The 15,295-nt window shown below is 64.0% G+C and carries 15 protein-coding genes; 6 read left to right on the top strand and 9 right to left on the bottom strand.

Annotated features, from left to right (window positions below; genetic code table 11):
- Positions 1–28 precede the first annotated feature (28 nt).
- Both QCE69_RS29635 and QCE69_RS29630 read left to right on the top strand, forming a co-directional pair.
- Positions 29–1,294: a mechanosensitive ion channel family protein gene (locus QCE69_RS29635; protein ID WP_309925862.1), complete on the top strand. Its 1,266-nt coding sequence runs from the start codon at positions 29–31 to the stop codon at positions 1,292–1,294.
- Positions 1,295–1,507: 213 nt separating this feature from the next.
- Complete coding sequence (locus tag QCE69_RS29630; protein ID WP_309934515.1) at positions 1,508–2,500, top strand: LysR substrate-binding domain-containing protein; 993 nt, start codon at positions 1,508–1,510, stop codon at positions 2,498–2,500.
- 23 nt (positions 2,501–2,523) lie between these two features.
- On the opposite strand, the gene QCE69_RS29625 is transcribed toward QCE69_RS29630, so the two are convergent.
- Positions 2,524–2,820, bottom strand: coding sequence for a YciI-like protein (locus QCE69_RS29625; RefSeq protein WP_309934513.1), 297 nt, complete (start codon positions 2,818–2,820; stop codon positions 2,524–2,526).
- A gap of 159 nt (positions 2,821–2,979) precedes the next feature.
- On the opposite strand from QCE69_RS29625, the gene QCE69_RS29620 reads away from it, so the two are divergent.
- Positions 2,980–3,186 carry a hypothetical protein gene (locus QCE69_RS29620; protein ID WP_309934511.1) on the top strand — a complete coding sequence of 69 codons (207 nt, stop codon included), beginning with the start codon at positions 2,980–2,982 and terminating at the stop codon, positions 3,184–3,186.
- A gap of 18 nt (positions 3,187–3,204) precedes the next feature.
- Here the strand turns inward: QCE69_RS29620 and QCE69_RS29615 are convergent, their stop codons facing one another.
- Positions 3,205–3,693: a hypothetical protein gene (locus QCE69_RS29615; protein WP_309925853.1), complete on the bottom strand. Its 489-nt coding sequence runs from the start codon at positions 3,691–3,693 to the stop codon at positions 3,205–3,207.
- Between the two features lie 238 nt (positions 3,694–3,931).
- Here QCE69_RS29615 and QCE69_RS29610 point away from each other — a divergent pair, with 238 nt between their 5' ends.
- A complete protein-coding gene (locus tag QCE69_RS29610) occupies positions 3,932–4,186 on the top strand; it encodes a GlsB/YeaQ/YmgE family stress response membrane protein (protein WP_309925851.1) in 255 nt (84 codons plus the stop codon).
- Between the two features lie 70 nt (positions 4,187–4,256).
- Here QCE69_RS29610 and hutI read toward each other — a convergent pair whose 3' ends face one another.
- The 3 genes from hutI to QCE69_RS29595 all read right to left on the bottom strand — a co-directional run bounded on the left by hutI (position 4,257) and on the right by QCE69_RS29595 (position 7,739).
- Entirely contained in the window at positions 4,257–5,477 is a 1,221-nt protein-coding gene (hutI, locus tag QCE69_RS29605; RefSeq protein WP_309934509.1) for an imidazolonepropionase, read from the bottom strand.
- Positions 5,474–7,147, bottom strand: a complete 1,674-nt coding sequence (hutU, locus tag QCE69_RS29600) for a urocanate hydratase (protein ID WP_309934508.1) — start codon at positions 7,145–7,147, stop codon at positions 5,474–5,476. Before hutU ends, hutI begins: the two co-directional genes overlap by 4 nt.
- A 127-nt stretch (positions 7,148–7,274) precedes the next feature.
- Complete coding sequence (locus QCE69_RS29595; RefSeq protein WP_309925841.1) at positions 7,275–7,739, bottom strand: Lrp/AsnC family transcriptional regulator; 465 nt, start codon at positions 7,737–7,739, stop codon at positions 7,275–7,277.
- 132 nt (positions 7,740–7,871) lie between these two features.
- Here QCE69_RS29595 and QCE69_RS29590 point away from each other — a divergent pair, with 132 nt between their 5' ends.
- Complete coding sequence (locus QCE69_RS29590; protein WP_309925840.1) at positions 7,872–8,498, top strand: LysE family translocator; 627 nt, start codon at positions 7,872–7,874, stop codon at positions 8,496–8,498.
- A 22-nt stretch (positions 8,499–8,520) separates the two neighbouring features.
- Here QCE69_RS29590 and QCE69_RS29585 read toward each other — a convergent pair whose 3' ends face one another.
- The gene (locus QCE69_RS29585; RefSeq protein WP_309925839.1) at positions 8,521–9,753 is read right to left on the bottom strand and encodes an ROK family transcriptional regulator; all 1,233 of its coding nucleotides are present in this window, start codon (positions 9,751–9,753) and stop codon (positions 8,521–8,523) included.
- 214 nt (positions 9,754–9,967) lie between these two features.
- Between QCE69_RS29585 and QCE69_RS29580 the strand changes: the two genes are divergently transcribed.
- On the top strand, positions 9,968–10,177 hold the full coding sequence (locus QCE69_RS29580; RefSeq protein WP_309819565.1) for a hypothetical protein: 210 nt from the start codon (positions 9,968–9,970) through the stop codon (positions 10,175–10,177).
- 18 nt (positions 10,178–10,195) lie between these two features.
- Here QCE69_RS29580 and QCE69_RS29575 read toward each other — a convergent pair whose 3' ends face one another.
- The 3 genes from QCE69_RS29575 to QCE69_RS29565 all read right to left on the bottom strand — a co-directional run bounded on the left by QCE69_RS29575 (position 10,196) and on the right by QCE69_RS29565 (position 15,100).
- On the bottom strand, positions 10,196–13,165 hold the full coding sequence (locus tag QCE69_RS29575; protein WP_409021246.1) for a putative bifunctional diguanylate cyclase/phosphodiesterase: 2,970 nt from the start codon (positions 13,163–13,165) through the stop codon (positions 10,196–10,198).
- A gap of 179 nt (positions 13,166–13,344) precedes the next feature.
- Entirely contained in the window at positions 13,345–14,121 is a 777-nt protein-coding gene (locus QCE69_RS29570) for an N-acyl amino acid synthase FeeM domain-containing protein (protein ID WP_309934504.1), read from the bottom strand.
- A 556-nt stretch (positions 14,122–14,677) separates the two neighbouring features.
- Complete coding sequence (locus tag QCE69_RS29565) at positions 14,678–15,100, bottom strand: hypothetical protein (RefSeq protein WP_309819560.1); 423 nt, start codon at positions 15,098–15,100, stop codon at positions 14,678–14,680.
- Positions 15,101–15,295 lie beyond the last annotated feature (195 nt).

The following is a 15,295-nucleotide window of genomic DNA, read 5'->3' as shown; positions in this document are numbered from 1 at the left end:
GTGTGCGCCCACCGGCCAACGACCCAGCATGAATTTCGACTTCCTTCCCGGCACGCTGCCGCAACAACTCGATGCCCATCCATGGGCGCAGACCCTCGCGGGATTCATCGCGCTCGCGCTCATCGCGCTGTTCGTGCAATGGGTCGTCGCGCGCATCGTCCTGTATTTCGCGCACCGCTTGCTGGTGCTGGCCGGTCATGTGAAGTGGGATCAGGCGTTCATCCGGCGGCGCGCCTATCACCGGCTCTGGTACGCGGTGCCCTTCGCGACGGTCGCGCTCGGTATCGACGAGGTGCCGCACGTCGGTCACTGGGCCACGATGATCGGCCGCGTCGCGCATGCCGGCGCGTGGATCTGCGCGTTTCTCGCCGCCGGCAGCGCGCTGTCCGCCTGGCAGGACGTCTATGCGGAAAGCAAGGAAGCGCAGACGCGCTCCATCAAGGGCTATATCCAGATCGGCAAGCTGGCGCTCGCGCTGGTGTGCGGCGTGCTGGTGCTGTCGATTCTCATCGACCGTTCGCCGCTCTGGATGCTGTCCGGCATCGGCGCGCTTTCGGCCGTGCTGCTGCTGGTGTTCAAGGACACGCTGCTGTCGCTGGTGGCGAGCACCCAGCTCACGTCGAACGACATGCTGCGCATCGGCGACTGGATCGAGATGCCGCAGGCCGCCGCCGACGGCTTCGTGAAGGACATCGCGCTGCACACGGTCAAGGTGCAGAACTGGGACAACACCGTGACGACGGTGCCCACCTACAAGCTCTTTTCGGAGAGCTACCGCAATTACCGGCACATGTTCGAATCGGGCGGGCGGCGCATCAAGCGCACGCTGCGCATCGACGCGCAATGCGTGCGCTTCCTGACCGAAGAGGAGACCGCGCGGCTGCTGCGCTTCCGCCTGCTGCACGACTATCTCGAGCAGAAGCAGACGGAAGTGGAGCAGGCCAACCGCAATCTCGGCGAACTTGCGAACGAGCCGGCCAATCGCCGGCGGCTCACGAATATCGGCACGTTCCGCGCCTATGGGCTTGCGTATCTGCAACGGCATCCGGAGATCCGCCAGGACATGGCGATCATGGTGCGGATGATGGAGCCGGAGTCGCAGGGCATTCCGGTGGAGGTCTACTGCTTCACCGCGACGACCGCATGGACGCAATACGAACGCATCCAGGGCGACGTGTTCGACCATCTGCTGTCCATCCTTCCCGAGATGGGGCTGCGGCTGTATCAGGCGCCGTCGGGCTCGGACTTCAATGGCATGGCCGGGCGCCTGCGCGGCGAGATGCCGACGCTCTGAGCCGCATGGCGTCTTGCCCGATGCTCTTCGTCAGGGTCCACCCTGAAAAAAGGATCAGGCAAGAATCCTCCAGTTTTGTGTATTCACGTTGACGTCTCCCGTCCGTACGATCTAACCATCGCCGATGCGCCCTTTTTCCGCAGCCTTGCAGCCGCGGCGGAGACGCTTTTTCTCGCGCATCGCCATTCAATCGTCATCAAGGGAAAACTCAACGTGATCGATCGCGTCCATGCCATGCGTGTTTTCACGCGTGTCGTCGATACGAACAGTTTCACGCGCGCCGCCGAATCACTCGGCATGCCGCGCGCGAGTGTTTCGACGACCGTGCAACAACTCGAAGCGCTGGTCGGCGTGCAATTGCTTGCACGCACGACGCGGCGCCTGAATCTCACCGTCGACGGCGCGGCGTACTACGAACGCAGCGCGCAGATTCTCGCCGACATCGACGAACTCGAATCCGGTTTCGGCGCGGGCGAAGAACGCCTGCGCGGCCGCCTGCGGGTGGAAATGCCGGATACCGTCGCGACGTCCATCGTCGTGCCCGCGCTGCCGGAATTCCATGCGCGCTTTCCGCAGATCGAGCTCTCGCTCGGCATCGGCAATCGCAATGTGGATCTGGTCGGCAGCGGCGTGGATTGCAGCGTGCAGTTGGGCGAACTGCCCGACTCCGGTCTGATCGCCCGGCGTCTCGGCGTGCTCGAACAGGTGACGTGCGCGAGCCCCGCGTATCTGGAGAAGCATGGCGCGCCCGCGACGCTCGGCGAGCTGGCGCAGCATGTCGCGGTGAACTGCGTGTCGGAGAAAACAGGCCGCCCTGCCGACTTCGATTTCGACGTGGACGGCGAGCCCGTCACGATGAAGATGCGCGGCTTCGTGCAAGTGGCCGACGAACATGCCTATCTCGCCTGCGGCATCGAGGGGCTCGGGCTGATCCAGCCGCTGCGCATCGCGGCGCAGCCGTATCTGCGCTCCGGCCAGCTGCACGAAGTGCTGCCGGATCTGAAGGCGCCGCCGCTCAAGGTGTCGGTGGCGTTCCTGAAGAGCCGTCAGGCGACGCCGCGCGTGTCGGTGTTCGTCGACTGGCTGGCGACGCTGTTCGAGCGCTCGCAGCTGATCGACGACACGCTGACGAACCTGTATCGCTCGGCGCAGCGGCGCGGCGGGCCGCGCCGCGATCGTCCGGAAGAGGAGACGGCGGACGCTTGATGACGTTTTATCAGGCGTAGAGGTCAGCGCACCGGCGTCGCTGCGTTCGTGCCGACGACCGTATTCCACTTGCGCACTTCCCAGCGCGTGACGAGGCCGTTGGTCACATACGGATCGTTCTTGGCGAACGCCTCCGCCACCGCCGGCGAATCGCTGTGAAACAGCAGCATGGCGCGGTCGGCGGGGGCGTCGAGCGCGCCTGCCAGCACGATCTCGCCGCGCTCGACGGCGGCCCACGCCAGCGCGAGATGCGCATCGCGAAACTCGCCGCGACGCGCCAGATAATCCGCACACAGTTCGTAGATCAACAGGTGATGCATCGCCTTCTCCCGGGGTGAATCGGCGGAGCGCCGATTTAGCTGATTCTGGCGCAATTTCAACGCGATGGTTTGCGTTACGCTTCAAGTGGCAATCAGACCTGTCCTATCCCTTTGCGAAACGGCTTCGCCCATCATGAAGCGGAGCCGCCGAGGACCGTCATGAGCTGCAATCAACCGCCCTGCAATACCTGTTTGACGCGCGACTGCCGGACGTGCGCGTGGACCGCCCGGTTCGATGCAGCGAAGCGTGCGCCCGCGACGGAAGTGTTCATCACGCTGACGGTGACCCGGCGCGAAGCGCGGCGTACATGGTCTTCATGGCTGCGCATGCGCGCGCGGCGTCTGCTTGCCCTGTTTCGACGTTGAAGCACCCGCCGCCGTGGCTCAGTTCGGCTTGGTGAAGTCGTTCTCCGCCCAGCGCTCGGCACTCGCCTTCGTGAGCTTGAACGCCGGCGAGACGCGCACATGCGCGAGCTGCGTGCCGAAGGCATCGAGCGCTTTCAGATTGGCGTAGGGATCGTCTTCGTCGGGCACGATCTCCAGCGTCACGGTGATTTCCTCGCCGTTCACCTCGATCGTCACGTTCTTGTGCAGCATCGCATGCCGCTGTTGTTCGTGGCGGCGCAGCACTTCCGAGGCCGTCTTCACCAGCGTGCGGAACGCCGCGCCGTCGAGCGGCTTGGGGTTCTTCTTGTCGCGACCCATGGTCCACGGGCCGACGAGCGCGGGCTCGGCCTCGCCCGCCTGGATCATCGCGACAGCCCAGCCGTCGTCGTCTTCGTTCTTGATGACCCGCGCGGTCCAGCCGTCATCGCGCCACAGGCGGTCTTCGTGGATGGCTTCGTCGGCGGAGGGAAATTCGGAATCGGTCATGGCGTGAATGCGCAAGCAGGCAGTGAGGCAATGCCGCGAATTTTACCGTGTCAACGACGCGCGGCATTGTTCGTGCTGATGCAACCGTCCGAATGGCCGATCCCGGCCTCGCGGGCTTCGGCATGGCCCTGTCATACCCAAACGCAGTGCGCCGTGCTAATTTGAAGCTGCCGGATGTTCCCGGAAACAACCGGCAGCTCAGGTCAGAAGCCGTCAACTACTGCTAAGGAGCAAGCGCATGTTCGCATTCATCGGTACTTTGATCGTGGGACTCGTCGTTGGCCTGATCGCGCGCGCCGTCAAGCCCGGCGACGACAACATGGGCTGGATCATGACCATCGTGCTTGGCATCGCCGGCTCGCTGATCGCTGGCTATGTGGGTCGCGCGCTCGGCTGGTATCAGCCGGGGCAACCGGCCGGCTGGATCGCTTCCGTGATCGGTGCGATCGTGCTGCTGGTCATCTGGGGGATGATCCGCAAGCGCAGCACGTAAGCACCCATCGAGATTGAGGCAGGCAACGCCTCGCCCCGCACCGGGCGAGGCGTTTTTTTATGCGCGCCGTCTATGCAGGCAGACGCGCAAAGTCCAATTCCGCGCCGCCGCGCACGACCCGCGCGGGCAGCGCGCCACCCAGCCAATAGGCTAGTTCGGCAGGCCGGCCGATGCGCCACGCCACGAAATCCGCCGCCTTGCCCGCTTCGAGCGAGCCATGCGTGGCATCGAGACCCAGCGCCCGCGCCGCATGAAGCGTCACACCGGCGAGCGCTTCTTCCGGCGTCAGGCGAAACAGCGTGCAGCCCATGTTGAGCATCAGGCGCAGCGACAGCGCGGGCGACGTGCCCGGATTCATGTCGCTGGCGAGCGCGATGGGCACATGGTGGCGGCGCAGCGCATCGACCGGCGGACACTGCGTTTCCCGCAACAGATAGAACGCACCCGGCAGCAGCACGGCGACGGTGCCGGACTGCGCCATTGCTTTGGCATCGCCTTCGGTCATGTATTCGAGATGATCCGCCGAGAGCGCCCGATAACGCGCCGCCAGCGTCGCGCCGTGCAGGGACGACAACTGTTCCGCGTGCAGCTTGACGGGCACGCCGAGTTCCTGCGCGCGCCAGAATACGCGCTCCACTTGCTGCGGCGAGAAGGCAATGTGCTCGCAGAAGGCATCGATGGCATCGACGAGCCCTTCGGCCACGAGCGCGGGCAGCATGACATCGCAGATATGGCCGATGTAATCGTCCGCGCGCGCGGTGTATTCGGGCGGCAACGCGTGCGCGGCGAGACAAGTGGCGCGCACCGTCAGCGGCAGGGCATCGGCGAGACGGCGCGCGACCCGCAGCATCTTGCGCTCGCCGGCGAGATCCAGTCCATAGCCGGACTTCACCTCGATCGTCGTCACGCCTTCGCGCAGCAAGCCGAGCGCACGCGTGCGCGCGTCGTCGAACAAGCTGTCCTCGCTCGCCGCGCGAGTCGCGCGCACGGTTCCGGCGATGCCGCCGCCGCGCGCCGCGATGTCGGCGTAGCTCACGCCTTGCAGACGCTCTTCGAACTCCCCGCTGCGATCGCCGCCGAACACGAGATGCGTGTGGCAATCGATCAGACCGGGCGTCACCCATGCGCCTTGCAGATCGACGCGCTTGCATCCATCCAATTCGGGCGCCGCCGCGCGCGGACCGATCCACTCGATACGCGGGCCATCGGTGAGGATCGCCGCGTCCTCGATGATCGAATACGCGCCGTGCGCCATCGTCGCGGCGTGGCAGTGATGCCAGAGTGTCTTCATCGCGTGATCATCGGCAGATCGAGGCCTTGCTCGCGCGCGCATTCCACGGCGATGTCGTAGCCCGCATCCGCATGACGCATGACGCCGCTCGCCGGATCGTTGTGCAGCACGCGGGCGATGCGGGCATCGGCTTCATGGCTGCCGTCGCACACGATCACGACGCCCGCATGCTGCGAGAAGCCCATGCCGACGCCGCCGCCATGATGCAGCGACACCCACGTCGCGCCGCTCGCGGTGTTGAGCAGCGCGTTGAGGAGCGGCCAGTCGGAGACGGCGTCGGAGCCGTCGCGCATCGCTTCGGTCTCGCGGTTCGGACTCGCGACCGAACCCGAATCCAGATGATCCCGGCCGATCACGACCGGCGCCGACAGTTCGCCGTTGCGCACCATTTCATTGAACGCGAGACCGAGCTTCGCGCGCTGGCCCAGCCCGACCCAGCAGATGCGCGCGGGCAAGCCCTGGAAGCTGATGCGCTCGCGCGCCATGTCGAGCCAGCGATGCAGATGGGCGTCATCGGCGATCAGTTCCTTCACTTTCGCGTCGGTTCGGTAGATGTCTTCGGGATCGCCGGACAGCACGGCCCAGCGAAACGGCCCGACGCCCCGGCAGAACAGCGGCCGGATATACGCCGGCACGAAGCCCGGAAAGTCGAACGCGTTCGCGACGCCTTCTTCCTTGGCCATCTGGCGGATGTTGTTGCCGTAGTCGAAAGTGGGCACGCCCTGTTCGCGGAACGCGAGCATCGCGCGCACGTGCTCCGCCATCGACTGCTTCGCCGCCTTCACCGTGCCCGCGGGATCGCTCTGCGCGCGGTCGCGGTACTGCGCCCAGGTCCAGCCCTTCGGCAGATAGCCGTTCAGCGGATCGTGCGCGCTCGTCTGGTCGGTGACCATGTCGGGACGCACGCCGCGCCGGACCAGTTCGGGCAGCACGTCGGCGGCGTTGGCACACAGCGCGACCGATACCGCCCGGCCTTCCGCGGTATAGCGCTGCTTGCGTGCGAGGGCGTCGTCGAGATCGGTGGCCTGTTCATCGACGTAACGCGTCTTCAGGCGGAAATCGATACGGCTCTGCTGGCATTCGATATTGAGCGAACACGCGCCCGCCAGCGTCGCGGCGAGCGGCTGCGCGCCGCCCATCCCGCCCAGTCCCGCCGTGAGCACCCAGCGACCCTTGAGGTCGCCGGCGTAATGCTGCCGTCCCGCTTCGACGAAGGTCTCGTACGTGCCCTGCACGATGCCCTGACTGCCGATGTAGATCCAGCTGCCGGCGGTCATCTGGCCGTACATGGCGAGACCCTTGGCGTCGAGTTCGTTGAAATGCTCCCAGCTGGCCCAGTGCGGCACGAGATTCGAATTGGCGATCAGCACGCGCGGCGCGTTCTCATGCGTCCGGAACACCCCGACCGGTTTGCCCGACTGGATCAGCAGCGTTTCGTCGGCTTCGAGGCGCTTCAGCGTCTCGACGATCTTGTCAAAGCACGCCCAGTCCCGCGCCGCCCGGCCGATGCCGCCGTACACCACCAGTTCCCGCGGATTCTCGGCGACTTCGGGATCGAGGTTGTTCATCAGCATGCGCAAGGGCGCTTCGGTCAGCCAGCTTTTGGCGTTCAACTGGACACCACGCGGCGCGCGAATCTCGATGTCGCGGAAACGGGAAGATGAAGTCACGGGCAGCTCCTGAATGGATGATCGATCTCATCTTCTTGTATATACAACTTGGGTTGTATTAGGGCGAACCCGAGGCCGTTTCTTATGCTTTTCAGTTCAGGTGGCGACATTCTTGTATAGACAATATTCATGGCATCGGCAGGCCGCTGTCGCGCTTGATCTCGCGCAGCGACAGCATCGATTCCACCGCTGTGACGCCCGGCAGCGTCCGCAAGACGTCGCGCAAGAACTCGCCGTACTCGTCCAGATCGCGCGCCACGACTTGAAGCAGGTAATCAGCGGTGCCTGAAATGTTGTGGCACGACAGGATGCGCGAAATGCCCCGAATCTCGCGCTCGAAGCGATCGGACAACGCGCGGTCGTGAACGCTGAAGCGCACCTGCGCAAACGCCACGACGCCGAGTTGCAGCGCCTTGCGCGACAGCACGGCGCGATAGCCGTCGATGTAACCCTCGCTCTCCAGGCGCTTCAGCCGCCGAGCGCAGGGCGTTTCGCTCAGCCCGACGCGCTCGGCGAGCTTCGCCACCGGCATGCGTCCGTCCTGCTGAAGCGCGGCGAGCATCGCGCGGTCGATTCGGTCCAGGTCGGTCATGGTGGTTTCCCCTTTTATTCTCGATCATTCTAGGGTAAAGCCGCTCAAAGACGCGAACGCGTGTCTGAAATTGCCATAAATCGCCGCGCGCGGCATGGCACGATAGAGCCCTCGCAAAGGAGTTTCAACATCATGGTTTCGGCACATTTGCTCTGGGTTTTCATCGGCGCGCTCGCCATCGTCTACGCGTTGCCAGGGCCCGACATGGCGCTCGTCCTGCAAACGAGCGCGACCCGGGGCATCCGCCATGGCGTCGCGGTGGCGTTCGGACTGGCCTCCGCCCGTGCCACGCATGTGACGCTCTCGGCGCTCGGCGTCGCCGCGCTGTTGCGCAGTGCGCCCTGGCTCTATGACGGCGTGCGCATCGCGGGCGGCCTGTATCTCGCCTATGTCGCGATCCAGATCTTCCGCTCGCCGGCCTTCGGACTCGATACTCCGCCCGCCGGCGCCGGTGCGCCGACGCTGCGCGCCGCCTATGCGAAAGGCATTCTGAGCAGCATCCTCAATCCCAAGGCGCTGCTCTTCTGCTCCGTATTGCTGCCGCAATTCGTGCATCCGGAAGCCGGGCCGGTGTGGTCGCAAGTGCTTGAACTGGGCGTGGTGCTGGTGCTTGTCGGCATGGCTTTCGACCTCGCGCTGGCCGCTGGCACCACGCATCTCTCCGGCTGGCTCAAGCGCCATCCGAGAGCGCAGACCGTGCAGCGCTGGACCTTTTCGGCCGCACTGCTTGCCTTCGCCGTGCGGCTGTCGCTGGACTGAAGCGCGCGGCTTCGCGGGCGAGTCAGCTTTCCAGCGGCTTCAGAAAGAGTTCGTGCTTCGGCGCGAAATGCGCATAGAGCGGCAGGATCGCGCCGCCCATCGCGCGGGCGTCGGGGCCGATCTGCCCTTCCACCAGACGCGGCCGCGTCATGCCTTGCCAGTCGAAACCGGACAGGGCCTGATCCGTGGCACGAATCACTGCGCGCAGCAGCGTGCGATCGATTTCCCCATCGATCACCACCGCCTCCAGATCCAGCAACGCCGACGACGACGCGATCCCGTGCGCGATGGCCGGACACGTCTCGCTCATCCACGCTTGCGCGAGCGGCCGCCAGGCGCTGGACCACGCGCGTGCGTCGTGCGCCGCCTCGGCGGGTGCGCCCGCGGCGGCCAACGCCTTCTCCAGCACATACACCGATGCCGTATTGAGCAGTTGCCCCGGCTGCCCATCGCTGGCACTACGGGTGAGCGGCAGGGAACCGATCGCGCCCGCATTGCCGCCGGGGCCCGCGTGCAGCCGGCCATCGATCACGAGTCCGCCGCCAATGAAAGTGCCGATGAACACGTACAGAAAATTGCGCAGACCGCGCCCCTGCCCCATTACGAGTTCGGCGGCGCAGGCGGCGGTCGTGTCCTTCGCGAACTCGACCGGCAACGCGGTCATCGCGCCGATGCGCGCGCGGATGTCGATCTCGTTCCACGCCGCGAGCGCGTCGGGAGGCGTGTCGAAGAAATCGCGCCAGCCGCCGAGCCACAGAGGGGCAGCCACGCCGATTCCGGCGATCTTGCTTGCGTGCTCGCCGAGCGCGGCCGTCACGCGCGCGAGACGCTTTTCGAGCGCCGGAAACAGCGTGCGCGGATCGGGATAGGCATAGTCGAGGGTTTCGCGCGCGCGCACGCTGCCGGCGAAGTCCATCGACAGCACATCGAGACTGCGCCGCCCCACCTTCACGCCGATCGAAAACGCGCCATCCGCGCGCAGCGAAATGGGCACCGACGGCTGGCCAAGCCGTCCCGGCACGCGCGTGCGCGGTTCCTTGGCGAGCAGGCCGTCGCCGATCAGATGATCGACGATCAGCGAGACCGTCTGCATCGAGAGCCGCGTGAGGCGGGCGATATCGGCCTTGGGCAGCGCGCCGTGCAGGCGGATGGCCTGCAGGACGATGCGCTCGTTGAACTGGCGCATGCCCAGCTGGTTCGAGCCGATGGATTGCGTGGAGGCCGGAGACGCCCGCTCGAGCTTGGGTTCAGGCATCGGCGCGGGCCTCGCGGCGCGGCCGCGCGCGTCGGACAACTTTCATGGACAGGTCCCCGTGTGGCTCATTCTGCTGATTTTATCGGGTAAGGCCGCCTGCTCCGCTTCCGGCAAGCACGTGAGCGCCTGACTTGACGGCCCAACCGTTATTTTTGACGCGATTTTTAGTCGGGTATGTTCGGCGCAGGATCATTCATTAAAACCTCGCCGAAACATGAGCACACTCGAAGCGCTGCACGCCATCGTCAACGACGACAACGCGCCCCAGATCATCCGCGATCACATCGTCGATTCGCTGCAGTTCGCGCTGCGCAATCACCCGGGCTATTTCACCCGCAAGGAAATCCAGTGGCTCGCGCAATGGGACGACACCCGCATTCCCATCGCGGCAAGCAAGATTCTCAACGAGATGGACACCGCGTGATCGACGGACTGGCGCGCTTCAGTGCGTGCCCGACGCGCGCGCCTGCCAGTCGTAACTGAAGACGGTGGCCTGGACGGGCTCCGAGAGTCCTTCTACAAAGCTCACCACGTCCGGATCCTTGAGGAAGCTCGCCGCCGAAGCCGCCGTGAGAATGGCGGTGCTCTCCTGCGGCCGCGCAACGAGGTAGCCCTGCACGTAATCGACGCCGATCTCCTGCAACGCCCGCAAGGTATCCAGATCCTCCACCCACTCCGCGACGCTGCGCATGCCGAGATTACGCGCCAGCGCGACGATCGCCTCGACGATCGCGATATCCGCCGGATGCGCGCACATCGAGCGCACGAACTCGCCGTCGATCTTCAGCGCATCCGCCGACAGCGCCTTCAGATACTTGAATGACGTGTAGCCGGCGCCGAAGTCGTCGAGCGCGATCTTGCCGCCCATGTCATGCACGCGCGCGATGAAGCGCTGCGTGTTCTCGAGATCGTGCAGCGCCACGCTCTCGGTGATTTCCAGGCAGAGGTAATGCACGATGGACTGGTAACGGCCGAACAGCGCGAAGATGTCCTCCATGAACTGCTCGTCGTTGAGCGAGCCGCCCGACAGGTTCACGCAGATAAACTGCGTGTTGGCCAGCAGATGCTGGTGCGCCTCGATCCATTCGAGGAGTGTGGAGATGACCCAGCGGTCGATGGCCGCGATATTGCCCGACTCCTCCGCCGCGACGATCACCTTGCCGGCGGGCAGCGTGGCGCCGTCGGGCGCGCGCATGCGCAGCAGCACTTCGAAGTTGAGCGATTCGGTGGGCGCCGCGAGCGACATGATCGGCTGCATGACGAGGAACAGGCCCGGCGGCAGGCGATTGCGGCCGAGCGTCTCGACCAGCCTCAATTCTTCCGCGCGCTCCTCGAACGCGGCTGCGCCCTTGCGATACGTGACCAGATGCGTGTGCGCGACCTTCTTCGCCTCGCGGCACGCGCGGTCCGCGTGCGACAGCGCTTCCTGCACGCGCACGCCCTGCGAACATTCGACCAGGCCGATCGACGCCTTCACCTGGAACGCGCGATTGCCGACCTGATAAGGCGCGTCGGAGAGGATGGAAATGAGCTCGCGGCATTGCGCGATGGCCTCTTCGATCGACGTGTCGTGCATCACGCAGACGAACTCGTCGCCGCCAATACGCCCTACCGGATAGCTGCGCGCAAAATGCGCCCGCGTGCGCGCCGCGACCTGGCGCAGCACTTCGTCGCCGCTGCGATGGCCGAACAGGTCGTTGACGAGCTTGAAGCGGTCGAGATCGACATAGGCCAGCGCCCACGGCAACGTTTCATCGCTTTGCGCGGCGATCGCCTTTTCGATGCCGCGCCGGTTCAGCGAGCCGGTCAGCGGATCGTGTTCGGCGAGGAAGCGCAGGCGCTCGACGGCCTTCGAGCGCTCGGTCGTATCCTGCAGCGAGCCTTCGATCCAGCCGTTCGAGCGAATGGCCTTCAGCAAATAACGACGCTCGCCGGTGCCGCGTTCGGGCGAACCGCTCATTTCGAGTTCGCCGTCGCTGCCCTTCGACGCCAGCGCCTGCAGCGCTCCCCAGGCGCCCGCCTCGAAATAGTCGTTCCAGTGGCGGATCTTGTAGTCGGACTTCTGCAGGTCGAGCATCGCGCGCAAGGACGGATTCGCGCGCACGAAGCGACCTTCGGCATCGAGCGTGAAAAGCCCGATGGGCGTGACTTCGTAGGTGTTGCGCAGTTCCATCTGCGCCTGACGGCGGAAATCGCGCTCGGCGCGCATCTGCTCGGCAATGGCGAATGCCGCCATCATGCTCGACGACAACGCGGCCATCACGGTATTGACGCCGCCGACCAGGAACTTCAGGCCGAAGGCCGCGCCCAGGACTTCGGAAAAGGTGGCGAACAGCACGACCGCGAGCGAGGCCACATACCAGAGGACGGTGCGCGAGCGCGCCATCCACACAAGCCGGACGAGGAAGAACAGCAGCACACAGATGCCGAAGCCGGCGATGACCCACAGCACCGGAATGAAATACGCATACGGCAGCGCGAGTGCAGCGGCGAGCAGCACGATGCCGACGTATTGAATGACCCGCAGCAGCCACCGGTATCCGACGACTCGCAGTTCACGCCTGAACAACTGCTGAAACAGCGCGGCGGTCAGCAGGTAATAAGCGGCGAAGGTAATTTGCCGCAACGGCTGAAGGTAATCCGACGGCAGCATGCGGCCGAGCCATTGCATGTCCCAGCCCATTGCATTCGCGCACAAGCGCAAATTGCCGACCAGCCATACCGCAAAAATCACATAGGTCCACTCGTGATTGATCAGCGCGGTGACAAACACGAAAACGGCGAGCGTCAGCAAGCCGCCGGCAATCAAACCCGAGCTTTCCTGAAAATCGAGCGCTGAACTGCGCAGGCCTTGCCATTCCCAGGCAAAAGCGTTGATTTGCGCGGGACCTGAAAATGTGCCTTTACAGAGAATGTTTTCAGATTGGCGCAGGTGGCCCGCCTGAATGTAATAACCGGCCTTGACCGGATGCATATAGCCGCTGACGCTGTCACGGTCCGCCGTCCCCAGCGGCGCGAGCGTGCTGGCATTCCAGCAGGCGAGAGTCTGCGCGTGGCGCGACGGCAATTCCGCAGCCGTCGACGCGTCCGCGCTCATACTGGGCAAGGTGAAGCTGAACCAGATGGGTTTTTCGGAAAGACGCGTGCTGTAGCTTGTGACCGGCGCGGTCCCGTGCAATGCCTCGAGGGCGTCGGCAGGGTCGGTGATATCGCTCCGATCGGCGACAACCTGTAAAGAAAGCGGAATGGCGCCGCGGGTTTCATATTGGCGCGGCAGAAAATAAAGCGTGGCCAGCGTGCCGAGCAGAATCAGGACGGGCACGGCATAAACCGCGACGACATAAAGCGCGTCGTCGATCCACGAGCCGCTGCGTCTGATACGCGAAAGGGAAGCTGGAATAACCGACGCCATACCTGGAAAAACCCCCGTGTGCGCCGACGCCCGATGCGTCTGCGCAAAGCGGCGGCGGAGCCGTGTGAATCCCCGGGCGCCGCCGCTTCTGGCCAACCGGACCGCTCCGTGTCCGGTTTTTTTTGCTATTACCGTCCTAGATACGACCGTACTTTTTTACCCGCACGAGACCCATATTTTTACCGTCCGTAAGCCATCAACGGGGTCTTGGAACATCCTACCGTTTCCCACTCAAAAGATAAATCTACAGAATGCAAATCGATGTCCGGATGGTGCGTATTGACCATGTAGTTGAACAGCGGATGACGCGCCTCCTCCCAACGCTGGCGCGCGGCGGCGACATCCTTGGCCAGCACCCGGTGGGGCAGGCCGCCGACATGCGTCATCGGCAGGAACTCGTTGACGCCGAACACGTCCTTGAAGAGCATCGCTTCGTACTCGCGGTCCAGCGGCGTACGCGCCGTGATCACCATGTAGTCGATCTCGTGCAATTCGCACAGCATCCACAGCGCCTTGCACAATGCCACCTTCACCACCCGTCCCACCATTCCGCCCGCCACGCCGAGCCGGGTCGCTTCCGCGAGCCGGCTGCCGGCCAGTTCGTCGGGCAGACGCACCGACTGCTCCACCGCCAGCGGGCTGTAAGCATTGGTCTGAATGCGCATGGTGCCGAGCGGCGCGCCATCGAGCTTCGATTCCGCCAGCAGCACGACCGTACCGCGATCGCGGTCGGACGATTCGATGGTCATCGTATCGGCGAATTCGGGCAGATGTCGCCCATAGGCCGAACGTCTGATGCTCACGGCCTTCTGGAGCCCCGCATCGTCACGGACGATACGAATCGTAAACGGCATCCGCTCCGTTTTCTGAAGTGTGGGCACCACGGTGAGAGTCGGACGGGCCGCTGCTTCAGTCAGGTTAGCGGCGGTGTGATTGGCAAGGTTAAGACGTTCCATTTGTAATACCCCATTTTTTCTTGGCGATTGGAAAGGTCCGTGTGTGAAGGACGGTTTTGGGTGAGTTCCTCAGACACGGCTCAACGAGCCTCTCACGAAGTCAAATACGGGGGTGCGCGCTTGCCGCCGTTTCCCAGCAAATTTCAGGCTAAAGCATTGGAGGAAAGCTTCTAATCGACGAATCGACCGTCAGACAGCCGCCGCAAGCCGAAATATGCATATGCGCTACCGATATATGCGGGCCGGAAATTGAGTGAAATGGCAACCAGGGCGTGCTGTGCTGACGACGTGAGAAGCCTGATGAAGAATAGCGTTCGAAAAACCTTTTCGGAGGACATCGTAAATACTGGAAAACACGGGAAAAACGCGACGCGGTAACGTTTGCTGTCCGCGGCGCTTCGCAGATCCTGCGAAATGGCATAAATGGAGAAAATCCGGATTCACCCCGAATGGAATGAACAAACGAAAAGCGGACGCTCTGCGATGAGAGACGTCCGCCTTTGGCACGACATAATCATGTCGGCCGTGTGAATGACGACAAAACAGTCTGAAAAAATCAGTCGTCTTCGTCGAGCCAGGGAATATCCACGTCGGTAATGAACGCGACCATCGCGAGCGGCTTGCCTTCCTGACGGCCGAGATTCCCGTCAGCCCGTTGCCATTCGCAGCGGAAAATCGTGGCCGGGGTATCGGCAAGCAGGGTTACGGTGCGGATTTCATCCGGATCGTTTTCCTCGACCGGGCCATCGAGCGAAATCAGCAATTGCTGCGGCCAGACGCCGTCGGCGGGATCGTAGATCTTGTCGCCATCGTGAATGACGACGTGCGCTTCAACGCCGATGGTCGCCGATGCCTCGACGATCATCTTGCCGAGTGCGCGGAGCACCGCGGTGGCGCGGCCCGAGTTGGCCTGACGGATCGCGAGATCGCCGCGGGTCAGCGCCTGTTCGAGTTTCGGGTTGGTTTTTTGTTGCGCCATCAGTCTCTCTCTAGGGTTCGTTGCAGCGTTCGACGAGCGACACGCGGCAGAAGTTGCAGCCGGATCATACCGCCGCATCAACAAAGATAGGTCGCGGCGGCCAAGGCGGCAATCCGGGCGCGCAGTGCAGACGTCTGGACGACCGCTGCTCAAGTTTGAGCACGATCAGCCGATATTGCCCACATCCCCACGAAA

Origin of the sequence: Caballeronia sp. LZ032, from assembly GCF_031451315.1 — a bacterium.
In the GTDB taxonomy this organism is placed as follows: Bacteria; Pseudomonadota; Gammaproteobacteria; order Burkholderiales; family Burkholderiaceae; genus Caballeronia.
The sequence above is the reverse complement of the archived record's forward strand: the minus strand, read 5'-3'. Positions and strand labels throughout refer to the sequence as shown.